This window comes from Mesorhizobium sp., assembly GCF_004962925.1.
In the GTDB taxonomy this organism is placed as follows: domain Bacteria; phylum Pseudomonadota; class Alphaproteobacteria; order Rhizobiales; family Rhizobiaceae; genus Mesorhizobium.
In genome coordinates this window covers 1-19,638 of record NZ_SUEO01000080.1, presented here as the reverse complement: position 1 = coordinate 19,638, position 19,638 = coordinate 1, and the positions used below count along the sequence as shown (strand labels likewise).

Here is a 19,638-nt window from a genome sequence, read left to right as displayed (position 1 = left end):
CGAAGGCCGCCGCGACCGGCCGGGTCAACCTGCACGCCGAGGCGGCCGGCATCTTCACCGTCGATGCGGCGATGATCGACGCCATCAACGCCGTCGATCCGACCATCACCATCGCCACCTTGGCGCAGCACGCGCCGGTCGAGAAGGGCCAGATGGTCGCGACGGTGAAGATCATTCCCTTTGCCGTTGCCTCGGTCTTGGTCGATGCCGTGACAAAAATCTGCGCCGGCGGCGAGATCATTGCGGTCAATGCCTATCAGCCGGTGCGTGTCGGCGTCATCCAGACGGTTCTGCCCGGCATCAAGCCGAGCGTGCTCGACAAGACGTTGCGCGTCACCGAAGCCCGCCTGGCGCGCTCGGGCGGCCGGCTGACGGCGGAGCGCCGCACGCCGCACGAAGTTGGCCCCGTTGCGGAAGCTGCGGCCTCGCTGGCGCGCGACAACGACATGGTGGTGATCTTCGGCGCCTCGGCGATGAGCGATTTTGGCGACGTCGTCCCGGCGGCGATCGAGAAGGCCGGCGGCACCGTCATCCGCGCCGGCATGCCGGTCGATCCCGGCAATCTGCTGGTGCTTGGCACACTTGGCGGCAAGCGCGTCATCGGTGCGCCTGGCTGCGCCCGCAGTCCCAAGGAGAACGGCTTCGACTGGGTTCTCGACCGGCTGATCGCCGGTCTCGACGTGACGGCCAAGGATATTGCCGGTATGGGTGTCGGCGGTCTGTTGATGGAAATCCTGACGCGGCCGCAGCCGCGCGAGCCGCTGCCGGTCAGGGCCGAGCTGAAGGTCGATGTCGTGTTGCTGGCTGCCGGCCGCTCGAGCCGCATGGGCGGTCCTAACAAGCTACTGGCGCTGTTCGACGGCAAGCCGCTGGTGCGCCGCACCGCCGAGCGCGCGCTCGACTCGAAAGCCTCTGATACAATCGTCGTCACCGGCCATCAGCGTGAGCGCGTACACGCCGCTTTGTCTGGTCTCGACATCACCTTCGCCGACAATCCGGATTTTAGCGAAGGCCTGTCTTCATCGCTGAAGGCCGGTATCGCGCGGGTCAGCGGCGACGCTGCCGGCGCCATGATCATGCTTGGCGACATGCCTGGCGTCTCGTCGGCCGACCTCGACAGGCTGATCGACGCATTCCGCAAGTCCCAGGGCCGATCGGTTGTGCGCGCTTCGCATGAGGGAAAGCGCGGCAACCCGGTGTTGCTGCCGCGCTCGCTATTTGCAGCGATTGCTCATCTCGAAGGCGATACCGGCGCCCGCCATCTGGTCGAGGCCGAAGGGCTTGATGTCGTCGATGTCGAGATCGGCAAGGGGGCGTCCATCGATGTCGACACCCGCGAGGCGCTGGAAGGTGCCGGCGGCGTGCTGCAGGATTGACAAACCGAAGCCGAATTTCGCATGGCTGGGGCATGGCTATTCGTACCGTCCTACCCCCCTCTGGCCTGCCGGCCATCTCCCCCTCAAGGGGGGAGATTGGCAGCGTCGATGCCGGCCCTCACTTTACAAGGCCGACGATTGGCGAAAGCTGGCGCGATATTCAATCTCCCCCCTTGAGGGGGAGATGGCCGGCAGGCCAGAGGGGGGCCTGCGCCCTGCTGATTTCGATGTTTTTCTTGTTTTCCTTCGCCGCTTACGCCGATGCCGTCGAATTAAAGCCCTTCAAGGACGATCTGTTCGCCTACCCGGTCACGCTCTCGTCCGAGAACAACGGCGCCTACACCGTCATCGACTATCGCGAGCTGCGCGATATCAACGCCCGCGACGAGGTGCCGGAGCGCCGCGCGCAGGCGCAGTATGTCGACACTGGTGTGCGCAAGGTGCAGCAGGATCTGCTGCTGAAGACCGACGCCGGCACTATCCGCCACGTCGCTGTCGGTCGCACGCAAAGTGCTGCCATCATCGTGCTCTACCTGCACGGACAGGGCGGCAGCCGCAAGCAGGGTGCCGACGACTTCACCTTCGGAGGCAATTTCAACCGCATCAAGAACCTGATGGCCGGCAATGGCGGCCTCTATCTCTCCCCGGATTTCTCCGATTTCGGTGACACGGGTGCTGCCCAGATCGCCGCGCTGATCGGCCACTATGCCGAACGGTCGCCGGACGCGAAGATCTTCGTTGCCTGCGGCTCGATGGGCGGCGCATTGTGCTGGAAGCTTGCCGCCCGCAAGGACATGGGCGGCCGCGTCGACGGGTTGCTGCTGCTCGGTTCACTGTGGGATGAAAGTTTCTTCTCCAGCCCGGCCTTCAAGCGCCGTGTTCCGGTTTTCTTTGGCCAGGGCAGCAAGGACCCGGTGTTTCCAGTCAAGAAACAGGAAGCCTTCTTTCGTTCGATCCTGGCCAAATCGAAAACCTATCCGGCCCGCTTTGTCCGCTTCGAGACCGGCACACACGGCACGCCGATCCGCATGACCGACTGGCGCGGCACGCTCAACTGGATGCTGTCGAAGGCCCCTTAAGGCGCGGTATTGTAGTCTACCACCGTCTGCGGGTTGATCTCGCCGTCATAGGAGGCGTCGACATCGTACTGCACCAGCGAGAAATTGCCGTTGCGGAACAGATAGGTGCCGACTGACGAGGCGTCACCGACGCCGCGCCACTTGTTGAGCGACGATATCGTCTTGGTGGCCTCGTCATATTCGGAATTGACCAACTGGTCGTCGGTCTGGAAGCCGATGACGTTGATCGCCTCGACCTTGCCTTCGCTATTGTTGTTCTCATAGTGGATATCGAGTTCCGGCGAGGCGAACTGCAACTGCCGGACACCGGATACGTCGTCGTAGACATAGTAGACGGCACTCTCATTGTAGGCAGCCATCGAGCAGAAGAAGCGGAACAGCCGCGTCTCACGTTCGGGCTCGTCAGCCTCGGCGCCGGCATCCTTGTAGCGAAGGGAGTAGGCATCCGGCTCTCCCAAAGGCTCGCCGCCAGGCATCTCCTTGTCGCATTGTTCGCCGTACGTGGCCGCAAACGCCTTCTTGGCCTGCTCCAGCGCCGCATCCTTCTTCGGCGGCGGTGGTCCGTCGCCGCAGCTTTCCGGCACTGCGTTCTCGAAATCGGTTTTGGATGGTTTCAGCGCGCCCTTGTCGATGAAGATCGGGCGGAACGGCGGTTCCTGGATCGAGGCATTGACCTGGCGCAGCGTGTAGCAGCCGGCAAAGACATTTTCGCTGCCATCCTTGGCTGTCGCCCGGATGGCGACTGGAACATTGTAATAGATGCTGCCGGCCGCTCCGTCTTCCGACACGCCGCCGGTTTTGACATCGACCCTTTCGGTGCCGTCATAGCCCTTGACGAACGCACCGAAATCCTTGGCCGGCTTGGTGTCACCGAAATAATCCCAGGCGCGCGCGAATTCTTGCCGGTTGATGGCGCTGTAGAGCGAGCGGATGACCGCTTCGGCGTCCGACCGGTCGTCGACATAGGGCGTTTCGGCGGCGAGCACTGGCTGGCCTGTCACGGCAAGGGAGAAAAAAGCGGTCGCTGCGAAAAGGGCGCTTCTCATCGGGAATCTCCACCAGGTGGGAAATCCTATCATACCGATTGCGGCGACGTGGTGACGCTTGAAGAATCGATTGGGAAGGCGCTACGTCCCGCGTCGGCGTTCCCGCCGGATAGGAGATTCACGTGACCATATCGATGTACGAAGCGTCTGTGCCGGTGTTTTCGGCCAGGCTGAAGGCGCTATCCAACGTGCTGAGCATCGCCGAGCAGAATGCGGTCGACCGGAAGATCGATCCGCAGGTGTTTTTGACGTCGCGGCTGGCGCCGGACATGTACGCGCTGACCAGGCAGGTGCAGATCGCCACCGACCACGCCAAGGGCGCGCCATCGCGGCTCGCCGGCCGCGAGGTGCCCAAATACGAAGACAACGAGGCGAGCTTTGCCGATCTCCAGGCGCGCATCACCAAGACCATCGACCTGCTGGCGACGTTCTCCGCTGCCGAATTCGATGGTTCCGATGACAGAATGATCGAGCTGAAGCTTGGCCAGCGCGAATTCTCGATGGCCGGCATGCAGTATCTGCTGCATCTCGCCATGCCGAATTTCTACTTCCACGTGACCACCGCCTACGACATTCTGCGCCACAATGGCGTGCCGCTGAGCAAGGCGATTTTCATGGGATCGCGTTGAAGAGGAGATATCCCGGTCGAGCCGGGATATCTTACGACCTGACTAGCGGGAGGACATTTCGCGGGCGACGCGCGGGAAGTCGGCTGGTTTGATGCCGATGTCGGCACGGTCGGCATTGCTCATCGAATGAAGCAGCGCCAGAGCCGCACGGTAGCGCAGACGTTCCTGCGGACGCGGACGGGCGAACATTTCAGTGAGGAAACCCATGATTCAAGCCCCTGGTTGGTCCTCCCCGAGTCGCAATATAGGCAAATCATGACAATTGTGCAGTGCAGCATTTGCATGGCAGCCATGCTGCGCAGGCTTTTTATCAAAATCGACTTGATCGGTGAAACTTCCGGCGCGGGCTGACCGTACAGCTGAACGCCGGCACAGGGCCGGTTTTTCCTCGCCATTCCTGGCGAAACTCCGGACTGCATGAAAATGCGGTCCGGCTTTTTTGTTAACTGCCGCGTAGGCGTTGACTGGATTCTACGGAAAAGTCGCCGGCCGATTGGCGGCGGGCTTGGAGACAGCCCGCGCCTTCCTGTATGCTGCGGCTTCCTCCCGCGCAGCCGCGCAAAAACTTCCCGCCGGAGAAAGTTCCATGCACAAACGCCGCCTCGGTCGGACCGATCTTCTTGTTTCCCAGATCTGCTTGGGATCGATGACCTGGGGCCAGCAGAACACCGAGGCTGATGGCCACGCGCAGATGGAACTGGCCTTTTCGCGCGGCGTCAACTTCATCGACACTGCCGAGCTTTACCCCATCCCGCCCAAGGCGGAGACGCAAGGCTGGACCGAGAGGATAATCGGCAGCTGGATGAAAGCGAAGGGCAACCGCGATCAAGTGATTCTCGCTTCGAAAGTGGTGGGCCGCACCGCCAATGCATGGTTCCGCGGCGGGCGCCCGTCGAAGCTGGTGCGCGCCGACATTTTCGACGCCGTCGAAAAATCGCTGACCAGGCTCAACACTGACTATCTCGATCTCCATCAGATCCATTGGCCGGAGCGCGCCGTGCCGTGGGGCGCCAATCCGAACCGCGTCGGTGCCGTAGCGCTGCGGGCCGATTCCGTCGGCGCGCCGGCCGGCGAGACGCCGATCACGGAGACGCTCGCGGTCTTCGACGAACTGGTTAAGGCCGGAAAAATCCGCCATTTCGGCCTGTCGAACGAGAGTTCCTGGGGCGTCATGCGGTTCATCGCCGAAGCCGACAAGGGCCTCGGTCCGCGCCTGGTGTCGCTGCAGAACGCCTATAATTTCGTCAATCGCACCTTTGAGGTGAACCTCGCCGAGGTCTGCGAACGCGAGCAGGTTTCCCTGCTCGCCTATTCGCCGCTGGGACAAGGCTATCTGACCGGCAAATACGATCATGGCGCGCGGCCGCAAGGCTCGCGTTCTCAGCTTTTCAACCGCGGCCAGCGCTACGAGACGCCCAATGCCGCGGAGGCGCAGCTTGAGTACAACGAGCTGGCGCGCTCTTTCGGCATGGAGCCGGCTTTGTTTGCCAACGCCTATGTCACAAGCCGGCCTTTCGTCACCTCGAGCATCATCGGCGCAACGACCCTTTCGCAGCTCGAAATGGCGCTGTCTTCCGCCGATGTCGCCTGGACCGAGGACATGCAGAAGGCAGTCGATGCAATCCACCAGCGCGTCGGAAATCCGTGTCCGTGAGCTGCTTTCCGTCGCTCTAAGGTGGGATTGCCAAATAATTACAAGAGGGAGGGAGAAAAAGTGAATTTTCCGATCGAGGTCGTGCGTGAGAAATTTCCGGCTCTGTCGCTGACCGACAAGGGCCGTCGCCGCATCTATCTCGACAACCCTGCTGGCACGCAGGTGCCGCAAGCGGTCGCAGACGCAGTGTCGCGCTGCTTGTTGACAACAAACGCCAATCTCGGCGGCTTCTTCGAAACCACGATCGCGGCGCAACAGAGCGTCGATGATGCCCATGCGGCGATGGCCGATTTCCTCGGTGCTGCTAGCCCGCAGGAAATCATCATCGGCGCCAACATGACGACGCTGACATACCACATGTCGCGCACGCTCGGCCGCACGATGAAACCGGGCGACGAGATCATCCTCACCCGCATGGATCACGAGGGCAACGTATCGCCGTGGCTGCAGCTGGCCGAAGACCTCGGCCTTGTCGTGCGCTGGCTGCATTTCGACGAGCAGAGTTGGCAGATCGAGGAGGCGGCGCTTGCTGCGCTGCTCACCGACAGGACCCGGCTCGTCGCTTTGAACTACGCCAGCAATCTGACCGGCTCGATCAACCGGGTGAAGGCGCTGACCCGCATCGCCAAGCAGGGCGGCGCCCTGGTCTATGTCGACGCCGTCCAGTTCGCGCCGCACGGCCTGATCGACGTCAGGGATATCGGCTGCGATTTCCTGATCTGCTCGGCCTATAAATTCTTTGGCCCGCATATGGGAATATTGTGGGGCAGGCTGGATGTCATCGACGCTCTGAAACCGTACAAATGCCGCTGTTCGTCGGACGCTCTGCCGGAGCGGTTCGAACTCGGCACGCCGCAGATCGAGCTGATGGCCGGACTGACGGCCGCGATCGATTACTTTGCGGAGCTCGGAACTGCCGCAGGCGAGGAGGGTTCGCGTCGCACAAGGATCGCCAAGGCGTTCGAAGTATCAACCGCTTACGAAAACCCGTTGGCACAAAGGTTGATCAACGGGCTGTCGGCTATTTCAGGCCTGACCATCCACGGCATCACCGATCCGACCCGTGTCGGGGAGCGCGTGCCAACAGTTTCGTTCACCGTCGACGGCATCGTACCGGAAACGATCGTGCGGCAGATGAATGCGGAAAACATCTTCCTATGGTCCGGCCACAACTACGCCTGGGAGATCGTCCACCAACTCGGCATCCCGGCCGAGCACGGCGTCGTGCGCATCGGCATCGCCCACTACAACACAGTCGCCGAAATCGACGAGACGCTGGAGAGCGTGCACCGTGTCATCGCCATGCTGCGGCAGGAGCGATCCTGACGCGACATCCGGCTGATATCACCGCTTCTTGCCGCCGCCGAAGCCGGTGAGGAGTGCAGTAAGGTTGTCGCCGAGTTCGTCGCAGAGATAGCCGCCTTCCTGCACGATTACCGTCGGTAGGCCGAGCCCGGCGATGGCCTCGCCGATGCGCGAGAAGCCTGGTGTCGTTACCGACAGTCCGCCGAACGGATCGCCTTCGAAGGCGTCGAGGCCGAGCGCCACCACAAGCGCTTCCGGCGCAAAGGCGCGGATGCGCTGGAAGGCCGCGTCCAATGCTTCGAGAAATGCCGCATCGCCGGATTTGCGCGCCAGCGGCAGGTTGAGATTGTAGCCGAGGCCGGGCCCTTCGCCGCGCTCGTCGGCATGGCCCCAGAAGAATGGATAGAAGCGCACCGGATCGGCATGCAGCGATACGGTGAGCACGTCCGGCCGCGCATAGAAAATACCTTGCGTGCCGTTGCCGTGATGCAGATCGACATCGAGGATCGCCACCCGCGCTGCATTCTTGCGAAACGTCTGTGCCGCGACCGCCGAATTGTTGATGAAGCAGAAGCCGCCGGCGACATCGGCAAAGGCGTGATGGCCCGGCGGACGGCACAGCGCATAGGCAGCCGGAGCGCCCGCCATCACGGCCTCGGCGGCCTCGACCGCGCTCCAGGAGCTCCACAGCGCGCTGTGCCAGGTCTCGCCGGAGATCGGGCAAGCGGTGTCGGCCATGTGGTAGCCGGCCTGGCCGACCGCCGAGGCCGGATAGGAGCCGTTTCGCGCGATCGGGTGGATGTTGGGGATCACTTCCGCCGAAGCGCCCTCAATGTGCTGCCAGCGTGCAAAGATGTGCTCGAGAAAATCGAGATATTCGGGCGTATGCACCGCGGCAACCGGACCAAGCCCGTGATTTCTCGGCCGTTCGGTCGTGCAGCCGGCGGCCTTTGCACCGGCGAGCAGCCGCTCGACACGTTCCGGCCTTTCCGGATTGGGCTTTTGGGCACCGCTGGAGAGGAACGCCTTGGGATCGTGGCGCTTCTGTTCTTCAGCATAGAAGGCTTTCATCTTGGCTCCTCATCCTCGGGCGCATCGGCGAAGGCGAAGAACGCGTCGCCGACAATTTTCTGCACTTGCTCGTAGCTTGACCAAGCAATGCCTAGCCTTTCGTAGAAGGCCTTGGCGCTTTCATTGTCGGTGTCGACCGACAGTCTGAGGTAGGCGCCGCCGTCCTTCCGGCATTGCGCCGCGGCACGCCGCAGCAGACGTTCGCCGATCTTGCGGCCGCGAAACCGGTCCTCGACAAAGAGGTCCTGCACATAGACCCCGGGCCGCCCCATCCAGGTTGAGAAGATCGGGAAATGCAGGCAGAGGCCGGCGAACTCGCCGCCGACTTCCGCAATCAGCGTCGAGAAAGAAGGTTTTTCGCCAAAGCCGTAGGTGCGGAGGTCCTCGATCGTCGAGGTAATATCTTCTGGCGCGCCGATATGGGCGCCAAGCCGAAGGATTGCGGCAAGGATGGTTTCGACGTCCTCGACGGTGCCGGGCCGGATGAGAATGTCTTTGGAGGCTGGATTGGTGATTATCACGGCAGGCAGGGCGCCAAGAGGGGGGTAGGACGAAAAGCAACCATCTCAGAACGCTACCCTATCGCCACCCTTGAGCGCCAGCATCTCGCGCGCCTCAGCGGGCGTGGCGATGTCCAGCGACAGCCCATCGAGCACGCTGCGGATACGCCGCACCTGGTCGGCATTGGACTTCGCCAGCTGGCGGCCGTCGTAGAGGCTGTCCTCCAGCCCGACGCGAACATTGCCGCCCATCGCCGCGGCAATCGAGATCATCGGCATCTGGTGGCGCCCGGCGGCCAGTACTGAAAATTGGTAGCTGTCGCCGAACAGTTTGTCGGCGATGCGTTTCATATGCACCAGATTGTCGGGGTCGGCGCCGATACCGCCCAGTATGCCGAACACGAACTGGATGAACAGAGGTCCCGACACCAGCCCCCGGTCGCGAAAATGCGCCAGCGAATAGAGGTGGCCGACATCGTAGCATTCGAATTCGAAGCGTGTGCCGCAGCCCTTTCCAAGTCTTTCGAGCACGGTCTCCATGTCGGCAAAGGTGTTCTTGAAGATCGTGTTGCGGGTCGCCTCCAGCAGCTTGGGCTCCCACTCGTGTTGCCACTCTCTTGGCCGGTCGAGCATCGGGAACAGCGCGAAATTCATCGAGCCCATGTTGAGCGAGCACATTTCAGGCTCGGCCCTCAGCGGTGCCGCCAGCCGCTGGTCGAGCGTCATCAGCGATGACCCGCCGGTGGTAATATTGATCACCGCATCGGTCGCCTGCTTGATGCGCGGCAGGAACTGCATGAACACATCGGGATCGGCGGTTGGCCGCCCGTCCTTCGGGTCGCGGGCGTGAAGATGCAGGATCGAGGCACCGGCTTCGGCAGCTGCGATCGCGTCTGCCGCGATCTGGTCCGGCGTCAGCGGCAGATGCGGCGACATCGACGGCGTGTGCACCGACCCGGTGACGGCGCAGGTGATGATGACTTTTCGCGGCGCCATTTTTCAGCCTTCGACCGGCAGGTCGAGCTCGCCGGCCAGCACCTGCAGCGAGTCGCCGATGATGGCGACGATCTCGCCGACCTGTTCCCTGGTGACGATCATCGGCGGCGCCACCATGAAATTGTCGCCGTCGACGCCACCCTTGACCTTTCGCCCATAGATGATCAGCCCACGTTCATAGGCGAGGTCGAGCAGGCGCTGGGTGGCTTTCTTCGCCGGCGCGATCGGCCTCAGCGTATCGGGGTCGGCGACCATCTCGGCACCTAGTAGCAGGCCCTTGCCGCGCACGTCGGCGATGAACGGAAACCGCTTGGCCAATCCCTTCAGCTCATCCATCAAAAGGTCGCCCATGTCGGCCGCATTGGCGATCAGGCCGAGACGATCCATCTCGCCAAGCACGGCGAGCCCGGCGGCGCAGGCGAGCGGATTGCCGGCATAGGTGTGGCCGTGCTGGAAGCCGCCGGAGGCGAGCAGGGGCTGTACCAGCCGCATCGGTGCCGCCAGCGCACCAAGCGGCGCATAGCCCGAGCCCAGTCCCTTCGACAGCGCGACAATGTCGGGCTTGCAGTTCCAATGATCGCCGCCGAGAAATTTTCCGGTGCGGCCCGCACCGCTCATCACTTCGTCATGGATGAGCAGGATGCCGTAGCGGTCGCAGATTTCGCGGATGCGCGGATAATAGCCGTCCGGCGCCACCAATGCCGCGGTGGCAGCGCCGCCGACCGGCTCCATGATGAAGGCGAGCACGCTTTCCGGTCCCTCGGCGAGGATTTTCTCCTCCAGCATGTCTGCGTAGCGGATGCCGCGCTGTTCCAGCGAGAGGTTGTCGCGGTCGCGCCATGCGGCCGGTGCCGGCACGGTCGGCATGACCTGCATCATCGGGGCGAAAGTTTCGGCCAGCGCATCGTCGCCGGTGACGGATAGCGAACCAAGCGTGCCGCCATGATAGGACGGAAAGCGCGTGATCACTTTCCAGCGCTTGGGCTGGCCTGTCGCCACTGCCCACTGCCGGGCGAGCTTGATGCAGGATTCCGTCGCTTCCGAGCCGCCCGAGACGAAAAAGATGCGGTCCATGCATTCGGGAAGTTTTCCGGCCAATTGCCGCGCCAGCTCCTCGGCCGGCTCGTTTTCGAAATGCAGCCGGTAGGCGAAGGTGGCGCGATCCATCTGCCGCTTCATCGCATCGAGCACGTTGCGGTTGGAATGACCGATATTGGCGACCATCGGTCCGCTCGATCCGTCGATGAAGCGGCGGCCGTCCTGAGTCCAGATGTAGATGCCTTCGGCGCGGTCGACCAGCGGCCGGCGCAGGCTGGACAGATAGAACAGATGCGAGGGCGGGCGCGTCTCGATATCCGGGGCAGGGGTCTGGGATTTCAGCATGTCAGGGCTTTCCAAGATAGCGGTCGAGAACATTTTTGGTGACGAGCTCGACCATCGGGTCCTGCCTTAGCAGGCCGGCGACCCATTCGCAGCTTCCGGCGTGGAACACCTCGCCCTTGCCGCGCCGGAAATTGACGATCATGCCGTTGCTGTGCTTCACCTTGTCGAGATTGGCGTCGCTCGCCTCGCCGAACAGCGTCTCGGCGGAAAAGCGACCGTCGGCATCGCCGAGAAACTGGTCCTCGAACGCAATGTCGGCGCTCTCCTCGACTTGGGCAGCCATGCCGACGGCGAGAATTTGCAGCCCATCCGGTGCGCCGCTGTCGGGCGTGGGATAGGGCAGGCCGCCGCGGGTCTCAAAGTCGAGCCCGTCGACCTCATAGCCATAGACATGGCTATCGGCGCCGAGCAGGTCGCCGTAATAGATGCCTGTGCCGGCGAACGCCCAATGCTCCGGCCGGTAGACCGGAAAGCCGCGCACGCCGCGCGGCGCGCAACCGCCCCAGCCGGCATAGAGGCCCCTGGTCGCATTGAGCCCGAAAGTCGCGGCACCGGGCCGGCCGATTTCAGGTGCTTCCCATGAGTTGGTGGCGCGGGTCACGTCGCCGCCTCGATAGGCCGGATCCTCGGCGCGGGCGCGGTATTTGTAACAGACCTGACGGCGGCCCTCGTCCTCCAGCCTGGTCTGCCACATGAAATTGCCGGCGAAGCGCGCCGCATGGCCGCCGCGCTCGACATAGGCGTCGACCGCGTCACGCATCTCCCAGGTCCAGTATTCGTCATGGCCGACGAAGACGACACAGTCATAGCCGTCGAGGATTTCGGGCGAGAAATGCAATTCGTGCTGGCTGGCAAGATCGATGGCATAGCCGGCACGCTCGGCAAAACGAAAGAAGTGGCTGTCATAGCTTGCCCAGCCGGACGAGGCGTATTTCTTCGAATGGCCGGTGGCGAAGGCCCATTCCATATGCGGATAGCGCGGCACGGTCTTGGGCGGCACGGCAACCTCGAGCGGCACGCGCGGCGCGTCCTTCGGCAGCACAACAAAGCCGCGGCACCATGGCCGCTGCGTCGACACCTCAGGCGAATACTGGTCGCGGTTCGGGCCGGTGATGCCCTGATAATGGTTCGAGCCACCCCAGGTGTTGTAGGAAAGCCATGTACCCGTGGCTGCAACCTGCAGCACACGACGGCGTTTCTTGCCGGGCGGCGGGCTGACGATGAAAAGATGGTGGTAGCGGATCGCGCCCGTCCGCCGTCAGCGTGACGCGATAGGCTCCGGACGGCCAGTCGTCGCCGATGCGGAATTCAAACGACGCATCCCAGCCGCAGCCCACGACCGAACATTGGTCGGGTGTATCCTGCCAGCGCGCCGCGATCCCAGTCTTCTCGAAGATTTTCGTTTCAGTGCCGCCGTCGCGGACGATCGCCATGCTGAAGCTGGGGGCCGTCGAGCTGACATGCAGCGCCACCGTCTCGCCCCGGCGGTATGAGAAACGGTCGCTGTAGCACCAGATCTCGCCGCGTTCGCCATCCATCCCCGGCCATTCGTAGTAATGGCCGCGCACCGCTTGCCGGCGCTGGTGGGGCGTCAGACCGAAATCGGGGAATGTGTCGATCGTGCTGTTCATGGTTTGACTCACGCAGAGAGATATTTCTTCAGGAACACGCGGGTCCGCTCCTTTTGCGGGGCACGAAACATTTCGGACGGCGGACCTTCCTCCACAACCACGCCGCCGTCCATGAACAGCACCCGGTCGGCCACTTCGCCGGCGAAGCGCATCTCGTGCGTGACGATCAGCATGGTCATGTGCTCGGCGGCGAGCTGTTTCATCACCGCGTTGACCTCGTCGACGAGTTCCGGGTCGAGCGCCGAGGTAGCCTCGTCGAACAGCATTACTTTGGGCTGCATGGCGAGCGCACGCGCAATGGCCACGCGCTGCTTCTGGCCACCTGAAAGTCGCGACGGATAAGCGTCGATCTTGTCGGCCAGCCCGACCTTGGACAGGAGGCCATGCGCAAGCGTGTGCGCTTCGCTCTTCGTCATGCCTTTCAGGATCACCGGTCCCATGGCGATATTGTCGAGTACGGTCAAATGCGGGAACAGGTTGAAGTGCTGAAACACCATGCCCATCTGCTGGCGCACCTTGTTGATGTGCCGCTCGAATGCCTGGCCATGCAGTGGCTGGTTGACCTGCACGCCATCGAGCCAGACTTCGCCGCTGTCCAGCGCCTCCAGATGGTTGATGGAGCGCAGCAGCGTGCTCTTGCCCGAGCCGCTCGGTCCGATGACCGCCACGATCTGCCCGCGATCGACGGACAGGTCTATGCCGTTGAGAACCTCCGTCGGGCCAAATGATTTCCGTGCGCCGCGGACCTCCACCATTGGCTGCCGCGTGCTCATCGAGAAACCTCCACATGCCGCTCGAACCGGCGCAAACCCGCTTCGAGCGCGAGGTTCAGAATGTAGTAGAGCGCGGCCGCCGTGATGTAGAATTCAAACGGCCGAAACGTTTCGCTTATCGCCAGTTGAGCCGAATGAACCAGTTCTGCGATGCCGATGACCGAGACGATGGAGGATTCTTTCAGCAGCGCGATCATGTTGCTGCCGATCGGTGGGGCGGTGTTGCGGACGGCTTGTGGTATCACGACGTAGCGCAGCGTTTGCCACCTGCCGAAACCGATGCTGCGCGCGCCTTCTGTCTGGCCGATATCGACCGCCACGATGCCGGCGCGGATGATATCGGCGTTGTAAGCCGCAAAATGCAGGCCAAGTCCGACAATGCCGGCGCCAAGGGCGGGGATATCGATGCCGATCTGCACCAGGCCGAAATAGATCAGGAAGAGTTGGAGCAGGAGTGGCGTGCCCATGAACATCCACATCAGGAACCGCACGGGATAGGCGACAACCGCAGGGGCATAGAGCACGGCGACCGCAAACACGATGCCGCAGATGAAGCTGAGCGCTCCCGCCGATACCGTCAGCAGGACCGTCCACCACACGCCCATTGCCAGGACGTCGGCATAAGGCAGGACGACGCTGAGATCCAAACCTTGCATCGTACTCTCCGGTCAGGCGATTGCGAAGCGCTTGTCGAGCAGATCGACGACCCGGACAACGGCGTAGACCATGGCCATATAGAGCAGGGCCGCGACGCCGAAGATCTCGAACGGCTTGTAGGTGGAGCCGATGAAGCGCTGCGCCGTGTAGGTCAATTCCACGACCGAGATGGTGGATACCAAAGCCGAACCTTTCAAAAGCGCCACCGTATTGACGCCCAGCGGTCTTATCATCAGCCGCGCGGCTTGCGGCAGCACGACCTTGCGCAGCGTCTGGAAACGGCTGAAGCCTATTGTGCGCGCAGCCTCGGTCTGGCCGCGGTCGACAGCAACCAGCGCACCACGGATCGATTCCGCCATATAGGCGCCGATGTTGAGACCGAGGCCGATTACGCCGGCCGCAAATGGCTCGAGATTGATGCCTAGCTGCGGACCACCGAAATAAAGCACGAAAAGCTGGATCAGGCAGGGCGTGCCGCGAAAGAGGCTGACATAGAGCGTGCCGATGGCCCGCAGTGGAGTTGATCTCGACATTTTGGCGGCCGCAGCCAGTGCCGCGATCGCCAGACCCAAAAACAGGGCCAGCGCCGTAATCTCGATCGTCACAAAGGCGGCTTCCACGAAGAACGGGAAGACACGCTGCATCAGGGAGAAATCCATTCCGGGAGATTCCAGACAGGAGTGACGCTCGGCCTCAGCTGCTCTTGAGGTGGCAGGAGCGTTGGCTGGTCAGGATCAGCGGATGTCGCTGCCGACCCATTCCATCGACATCTTCTCGTAGGTGCCGTCCGCCATCATGTCGTCCAGGGCCTTCTGCATGGCAGCTTTCAGCTCCGGATTGTCCTTGCGAATGGCGATCCCGATGCCGACGCTGCCGCCTTCGATGTCAGGCGTGGCGAGCCTGCGGATCTTCTCGCCCGTTTCCTTGATGGCGACCATGACCGGAATATTGTCGACGACAATGGCGTCGACGCGGCCCGCTTTCAGCTCCAGCATAAGTTCCGGCAATCCCTTGTAGGTGCGGAGGTCCCAGCCGCCCTGTTCGCGCGCCCACTTCTCATGCGTCTCGCCGAGCGTCACGCCAAGGGTCTTTCCCTTCAGGTCGTCGAGGCTCTGCACCTTGGAAGCCTCGTTCACGAAAACCGCGCGGCCGGCGTGGTAATACGGGCCGACGAAATCAACCACCTTCTCACGCTCGGGCGTGATGGTCATGGAGCCGACAACGGTGTCGTATTTGTTGGCGAGCAGGCCGGCGATGATGCCGTCCCAGGCTGTGGTAACGATGGTGCCCTTGACGGCCAGGCGCTCGGCGATGGCCTTGCCGATCGAGGCGTCGAAGCCGACCACTTCGTTCTGGTCGTTGACGAAGTTGAAGGGCGGATACTGCCCGCTCATGGAAATCTTCAGCTCTCCCGCCGCCTTGATCTTCTCAAGGTCGTCGGCCCTGGCCGAAACGGCTGTGAAGGCCGAGGCAAGCAGCAAGGCCGTGACCGCTATGCCGGAAAATAGTCTGTTCATCTGGTTTCTTATCCTCTGGATGGAGCGCAAAGTCTTGTTCTTGGGACGCATCGGAGGTGCCATCCGGATTTCATGATTGCCTTTGCGGCAGCATTGCGCAAATAGATAATCGGAATAGAGAGCATAGATATCAGGAATGGATTCACCCCGCTCCGAAAGGCTGGTCTGGGATCTGGACTGGAACCTTCTGCGAACTTTCGTGGTGATCGCGGAAGTGAAGAGCATTACCCGCGCGGCCGAACGGCTCAAACTGAAACAACCGAGCGTCAGCAATGCCTTGCGCCGGCTGGAGGATCGAGTTGGACGCCGGCTGATCGAGCGCGATGCCACCCGTTTTGAGCTCACCGAAGTAGGACGCCTGCTCTACGAGCAGAGCATCGAGGTGTTTGGCACAATATCGCAATTGCCGCTGCTGATGCGGGGCGTCAGCGATGATGTCACCGGCCACGTCAATATCGCCATGGCCAGCCATGTCGTCTCGCCGCTTTTCGACCACGCGCTATCGCAGTTCCACAGCAGCTATCCGCGTGCCAGCCTTACCATCTCGGTGGCAGCGAGCACCGAAGTGACGAAGCAGGTACGGGAGCGCCGCGCCTCTTTCGGTGTCTGCTTGGTCAGCCAGCGCGATCCAGCGCTCGAATACACAATGGTCTATCGCGAGTTCTTCGGCTTCTTTTGCGGGCCGCATCACAGGCTCTACGGACAAGCCGGCCTGACACTGGCCGATCTCAGGGGTGAGCCTTCCGTGTCGTTCCAGACAGACCATATTTCGGATGCGTTGCGGCCGGTTGCGCTGCTGCGCAGTGAGGCCAAGCTCGACGCCGACGTTGTCGGTGTATCCTCAAGCCTGGAGGAGGTGCGGCGCATGATCGTTGCCGGGCTCGGCATCGGGCCGCTGCCGCTGCATGTTGCGCGGCGCGATGTGGCCGATGGGTTGCTGTGGCGGCTGCCGCCCTATCAGGCGCCGCCCGCCATTGATATCTACCTGCTGGTCAACCCCGACAACACGATGAATCGCGCCGAGAAAGCGCTGCTCTCGGGGCTGCAGACCCTGATCGCCGCGACGCCGCTGGAAGATCGCATTTACAATGGTTGAGGACTCTTGGCGCTTTTCGCCAAACGGACTATCAAAGGCGGCCTTTTCCGCCACGGGAGCCGACATGCTGAGAGTGCAAAAGGTCAGGGTTGACGACATCTACGTGCCGACCGCGCGCAAGAAGACGCTGCATCCCGAAACCGTCCGGCATCTGGCCGAGGACATTCTGGAGAACGGCATGAAGACGCCGATCCAGGTGCGCCATGACGGCAAGCGCCATATCCTGGTCGAAGGCCTGCACCGGCTGGAAGCGGCGAAGTGGCTCGGCGAGACCGACATCGACGCCTATCTGGTGCAAGCCAAGCGCCACTAAGCTCCCGGGGCTACCTGGTTCCTCGGCGCGGAAGGGCTTGGGTCGCTCTGACGTGACGCATGGCTTGGCGATTAGCGGAAGCGTCCGTCATTTCGTCATCCTGGGGCGGAGCAAGGAGCGAAGCGACGCACGCAGACCCCAGGATCCATGCCGCGACTTCAGAGCGCCGCTACGGTGCGGAATTGTGCACCGCTGCATTCTTTGGCCAAGGTCACGGAATGGATCCCAGGGTCTCCGCGACGGAGCTTCGCTCCTGCTTCGCCCAGGGATGACGAAGTTGGGAGGCTTCGGCCAATCCCGAATGTTTATGACGGCCCACCGAAGTGAACGAAGGAATCCTGGCTGCTGACAGACCTCCGACCCGTCAGGTCACCTCTGAAGCGCTACTGGCGGATCGACGTAGAATACGGATGTTATCCACATTTTTCGTTGGCGGTGTCGGCCCGCGCTCTCGTGGTTCGTCCTAGGCACGAAAGCCAATCAGCAAGTGAGGAAACCATCATGACCACCAAACTCGACATCGCCCCCAGCTCCGATCGTGAACTGGTTCTTGCCCGCATTATCGATGCGCCGCGCGAGAACGTCTATCGCTGCTGGACCGAGCCGAAACTCGTAACGCAATGGTTCGCGCCAAAGCCGTGGACGACGCCGCGCGCTGAAATGGATGTGCGCACCGGCGGCTCCAGCCTGGTCGTCATGGCGGGACCCGACGGCAATGAATTCCCGAACCCCGGGATCTTCCTCGAAGTCGTGCCGGGCAAGAAGATCGTTCTCACCGACGCCTATACAAAGGCGTGGGAGCCGTCCGAAAAGCCGTTCATGACGGTCGTGCTGACCTTCGAGGATGAGGGCGAGGGCAAGACCCGCTACATCGCCCGGGTTGCGCATTGGTCCGTCACTGACCGCGAACAGCACGAGAAGATGGGCTTTCATGAGGGCTGGGGCCAGTGCGCCGACCAGCTCGAAGAAGTCGCCAAGCGGCTTTGATATCAGCGGGACGGGAGGAGACCGACATGTCCAGATCGATGTTTTTCGCCATTTTCGCCTCGGCCGTAGCACTGTTCGCCGCGCCGGGCTCCACCAAAGCCGAGGAGGCAAAGCCCGCCATGACGACCGAAACGAAAGCCCTGCCGAAGCCGGCGAAATCCGGCCTGCTGCCGATCAACGGCCTGAATTACTATTATGCCGTCTATGGCAAGGGCGAGCCGCTGCTTCTGCTGCATGGCGGGCTCGGCACGACCGATATGTTCGCGCCGATCCTGCCGAAGCTTGCCGAGAACCGCACCGTCATCGGTGTCGACCTGCACGGTCACGGCCGCACTGCGCTCGGCGACCGGCCATTGAGCCTGGAAGCGATGGGCGACGATATGGCGGCAATCGTCAAGGCGCTTGGCTACGAGCAGGTCGATGTCATGGGCTATTCGCTGGGCGGCGGCGTCGCCTTCCGTATGGCCGTCCAGCACCCCGAAGCGGTGCGCCGGCTGGTCCTGGTTTCGACGGGCTATGCCTCGGACGGCTTCTATGCCGAGATGCGCGGCCAGCAGGCGCAGGTCGGCGCGGCGATGGCCGACATGATGAAGGACACGCCGATGTACAAATCCTATGTGGCGGTGGCGCCGCACCCGCAGGATTTTCCGAAGCTGCTCGATCAGCTTGGCGCCTATATGCGCAAGGACTACGACTACTCCGCCGATGTGCCGAAGCTGAAGATGCCGGTCATGCTGGCTTTCGGCGACAGCGACATGTACCGGCCAGAGCACGAGATCAAGTTCTATCAGATGCTCGGCGGCGGGCTGAAGGACGCCGGCTGGATGCGCGAGAACCTGGCGCAGAACCGGCTGGCCATCCTGCCCAACCGCACCCACTACGACGTGTTCTTCGCACCAGAACTGACAGCGGCCGCGCTGCCCTTCCTCAATGGCGAGACCAAGGTGAAGACGTGGGACGAAGTCGTCAGCGAAACGAACTGACCGCCTGACATGCCTGCCGGCCGTCTCGGGTGAGATGGCCGGCGACGCTTGTTGCACGTCGCGCCTGACCACACCGCAAGTTCCGCCGGCCGCATCACGCCGACAGATGGTGCCATCAGAGCTTTTCATTTGACCCTGCTGTGCCGGTCGCTACCTTGCCGCCAATCCTAGGAAGAGGGGCGCAGGTAATGGCGAAATATCAGGGTGGCTGCCTGTGCGGCGCGGTGCGCTACCGCGCTGATGCTGCGCCGATCAACGAGCGCGTCTGCCATTGCCGGCTTTGCCAGAAGGCGCTGGGCGCGGCCTTCAACGCCCGCGTGCTGTTCCGCATCGATGACGTGACGACAGAAGGACCGGTGGCGCTGGTGAATTCCTCGCCCGACCTCAAGCGCGGCTTTTGCCCGGGCTGCGGCACTACGATGTTTTCCCGCCGCGATTCCGCCGGCATCATCGGCGTCACCTCAGGCTCGCTCGACGATCCTTCCATGTTCAAGCCGCAGATGCATATGTGGACCGCCTCGAAGCAGCCCTGGATACAGCTCGACGACGGACTGCCGCAATATGAAGGCGCCCCGCCGCCCGCTTAACCTTCTCCCCTTGTGGGAGAAGGTGGATTGGCGCGCAGCGCCAAGACGGTTGAGG

19 protein-coding genes and 2 pseudogenes are annotated in these 19,638 nt (G+C 62.5%); 10 read left to right on the top strand and 11 right to left on the bottom strand.

All coding sequences use genetic code 11. The features are described 5' to 3' along the window. A pseudogene (locus E5W87_RS17270) lies at positions 1-1,376 on the top strand (NTP transferase domain-containing protein); the annotation flags it as partial. A gap of 227 nt (positions 1,377-1,603) precedes the next feature. After that, a complete protein-coding gene (locus tag E5W87_RS17265) occupies positions 1,604-2,455 on the top strand; it encodes an alpha/beta hydrolase (RefSeq protein ID WP_292399774.1) in 852 nt (283 codons plus the stop codon). On the opposite strand, the gene E5W87_RS17260 is transcribed toward E5W87_RS17265, so the two are convergent. Further along, positions 2,452-3,501, bottom strand: coding sequence for a DUF1176 domain-containing protein (locus E5W87_RS17260; protein ID WP_292399772.1), 1,050 nt, complete (start codon positions 3,499-3,501; stop codon positions 2,452-2,454). The two genes, E5W87_RS17265 and E5W87_RS17260, sit on opposite strands and share 4 nt — an antisense overlap. 122 nt (positions 3,502-3,623) lie before the next feature. On the opposite strand from E5W87_RS17260, the gene E5W87_RS17255 reads away from it, so the two are divergent. Continuing rightward, positions 3,624-4,130 (top strand): DUF1993 family protein, encoded by a 507-nt coding sequence (locus E5W87_RS17255; RefSeq protein WP_292399769.1) that lies wholly within the window; start codon positions 3,624-3,626, stop codon positions 4,128-4,130. Positions 4,131-4,172: 42 nt separating this feature from the next. On the opposite strand, the gene E5W87_RS17250 is transcribed toward E5W87_RS17255, so the two are convergent. Continuing rightward, on the bottom strand, positions 4,173-4,337 hold the full coding sequence (locus E5W87_RS17250) for a hypothetical protein (protein WP_095489547.1): 165 nt from the start codon (positions 4,335-4,337) through the stop codon (positions 4,173-4,175). Between the two features lie 379 nt (positions 4,338-4,716). On the opposite strand from E5W87_RS17250, the gene E5W87_RS17245 reads away from it, so the two are divergent. Both E5W87_RS17245 and E5W87_RS17240 read left to right on the top strand, forming a co-directional pair. Continuing rightward, entirely contained in the window at positions 4,717-5,784 is a 1,068-nt protein-coding gene (locus E5W87_RS17245) for an aldo/keto reductase (protein ID WP_292399766.1), read from the top strand. A 60-nt stretch (positions 5,785-5,844) separates the two neighbouring features. Then, positions 5,845-7,110 carry a cysteine desulfurase-like protein gene (locus E5W87_RS17240; protein ID WP_292399763.1) on the top strand — a complete coding sequence of 422 codons (1,266 nt, stop codon included), beginning with the start codon at positions 5,845-5,847 and terminating at the stop codon, positions 7,108-7,110. Positions 7,111-7,128: 18 nt separating this feature from the next. Here E5W87_RS17240 and E5W87_RS17235 read toward each other — a convergent pair whose 3' ends face one another. The 9 genes and pseudogenes from E5W87_RS17235 to E5W87_RS17195 all read right to left on the bottom strand — a co-directional run bounded on the left by E5W87_RS17235 (position 7,129) and on the right by E5W87_RS17195 (position 15,617). Next, positions 7,129-8,160, bottom strand: a complete 1,032-nt coding sequence (locus E5W87_RS17235; protein WP_292399760.1) for a histone deacetylase family protein — start codon at positions 8,158-8,160, stop codon at positions 7,129-7,131. Continuing rightward, positions 8,157-8,675 (bottom strand): GNAT family N-acetyltransferase, encoded by a 519-nt coding sequence (locus tag E5W87_RS17230; RefSeq protein WP_292399795.1) that lies wholly within the window; start codon positions 8,673-8,675, stop codon positions 8,157-8,159. The genes E5W87_RS17235 and E5W87_RS17230 overlap by 4 nt, the downstream gene beginning before the upstream one ends. A 51-nt stretch (positions 8,676-8,726) precedes the next feature. Continuing rightward, complete coding sequence (locus E5W87_RS17225; protein ID WP_292399757.1) at positions 8,727-9,656, bottom strand: 3-keto-5-aminohexanoate cleavage protein; 930 nt, start codon at positions 9,654-9,656, stop codon at positions 8,727-8,729. Positions 9,657-9,659: 3 nt separating this feature from the next. After that, the gene (locus E5W87_RS17220; protein ID WP_292399754.1) at positions 9,660-11,039 is read right to left on the bottom strand and encodes an aspartate aminotransferase family protein; all 1,380 of its coding nucleotides are present in this window, start codon (positions 11,037-11,039) and stop codon (positions 9,660-9,662) included. Position 11,040: 1 nt separating this feature from the next. Continuing rightward, positions 11,041-12,670 (bottom strand): annotated as a pseudogene (locus E5W87_RS17215) (N,N-dimethylformamidase beta subunit family domain-containing protein). Between the two features lie 8 nt (positions 12,671-12,678). Next, on the bottom strand, positions 12,679-13,443 hold the full coding sequence (locus E5W87_RS17210; RefSeq protein WP_292399750.1) for an amino acid ABC transporter ATP-binding protein: 765 nt from the start codon (positions 13,441-13,443) through the stop codon (positions 12,679-12,681). Further along, positions 13,440-14,099: an amino acid ABC transporter permease gene (locus E5W87_RS17205; RefSeq protein WP_292399747.1), complete on the bottom strand. Its 660-nt coding sequence runs from the start codon at positions 14,097-14,099 to the stop codon at positions 13,440-13,442. Before E5W87_RS17205 ends, E5W87_RS17210 begins: the two co-directional genes overlap by 4 nt. A gap of 12 nt (positions 14,100-14,111) precedes the next feature. Next, the gene (locus E5W87_RS17200) at positions 14,112-14,759 is read right to left on the bottom strand and encodes an amino acid ABC transporter permease (RefSeq protein WP_292399745.1); all 648 of its coding nucleotides are present in this window, start codon (positions 14,757-14,759) and stop codon (positions 14,112-14,114) included. Between the two features lie 75 nt (positions 14,760-14,834). Then, on the bottom strand, positions 14,835-15,617 hold the full coding sequence (locus E5W87_RS17195; RefSeq protein WP_292399741.1) for an ABC transporter substrate-binding protein: 783 nt from the start codon (positions 15,615-15,617) through the stop codon (positions 14,835-14,837). A 136-nt stretch (positions 15,618-15,753) separates the two neighbouring features. On the opposite strand from E5W87_RS17195, the gene E5W87_RS17190 reads away from it, so the two are divergent. From E5W87_RS17190 to E5W87_RS17170, 5 genes are all read left to right on the top strand, one after another. Then, entirely contained in the window at positions 15,754-16,713 is a 960-nt protein-coding gene (locus E5W87_RS17190) for a LysR family transcriptional regulator (protein ID WP_292399739.1), read from the top strand. Between the two features lie 64 nt (positions 16,714-16,777). Beyond that, a complete protein-coding gene (locus E5W87_RS17185) occupies positions 16,778-17,026 on the top strand; it encodes a ParB N-terminal domain-containing protein (RefSeq protein WP_095489540.1) in 249 nt (82 codons plus the stop codon). Positions 17,027-17,527: 501 nt separating this feature from the next. After that, entirely contained in the window at positions 17,528-18,013 is a 486-nt protein-coding gene (locus tag E5W87_RS17180) for an SRPBCC family protein (protein WP_292399736.1), read from the top strand. Positions 18,014-18,039: 26 nt separating this feature from the next. After that, complete coding sequence (locus E5W87_RS17175) at positions 18,040-18,996, top strand: alpha/beta hydrolase (RefSeq protein ID WP_292399734.1); 957 nt, start codon at positions 18,040-18,042, stop codon at positions 18,994-18,996. Positions 18,997-19,184: 188 nt separating this feature from the next. Then, positions 19,185-19,583 carry a GFA family protein gene (locus E5W87_RS17170; protein ID WP_292399731.1) on the top strand — a complete coding sequence of 133 codons (399 nt, stop codon included), beginning with the start codon at positions 19,185-19,187 and terminating at the stop codon, positions 19,581-19,583. The last annotated feature ends 55 nt before the right edge of the window (positions 19,584-19,638 follow it).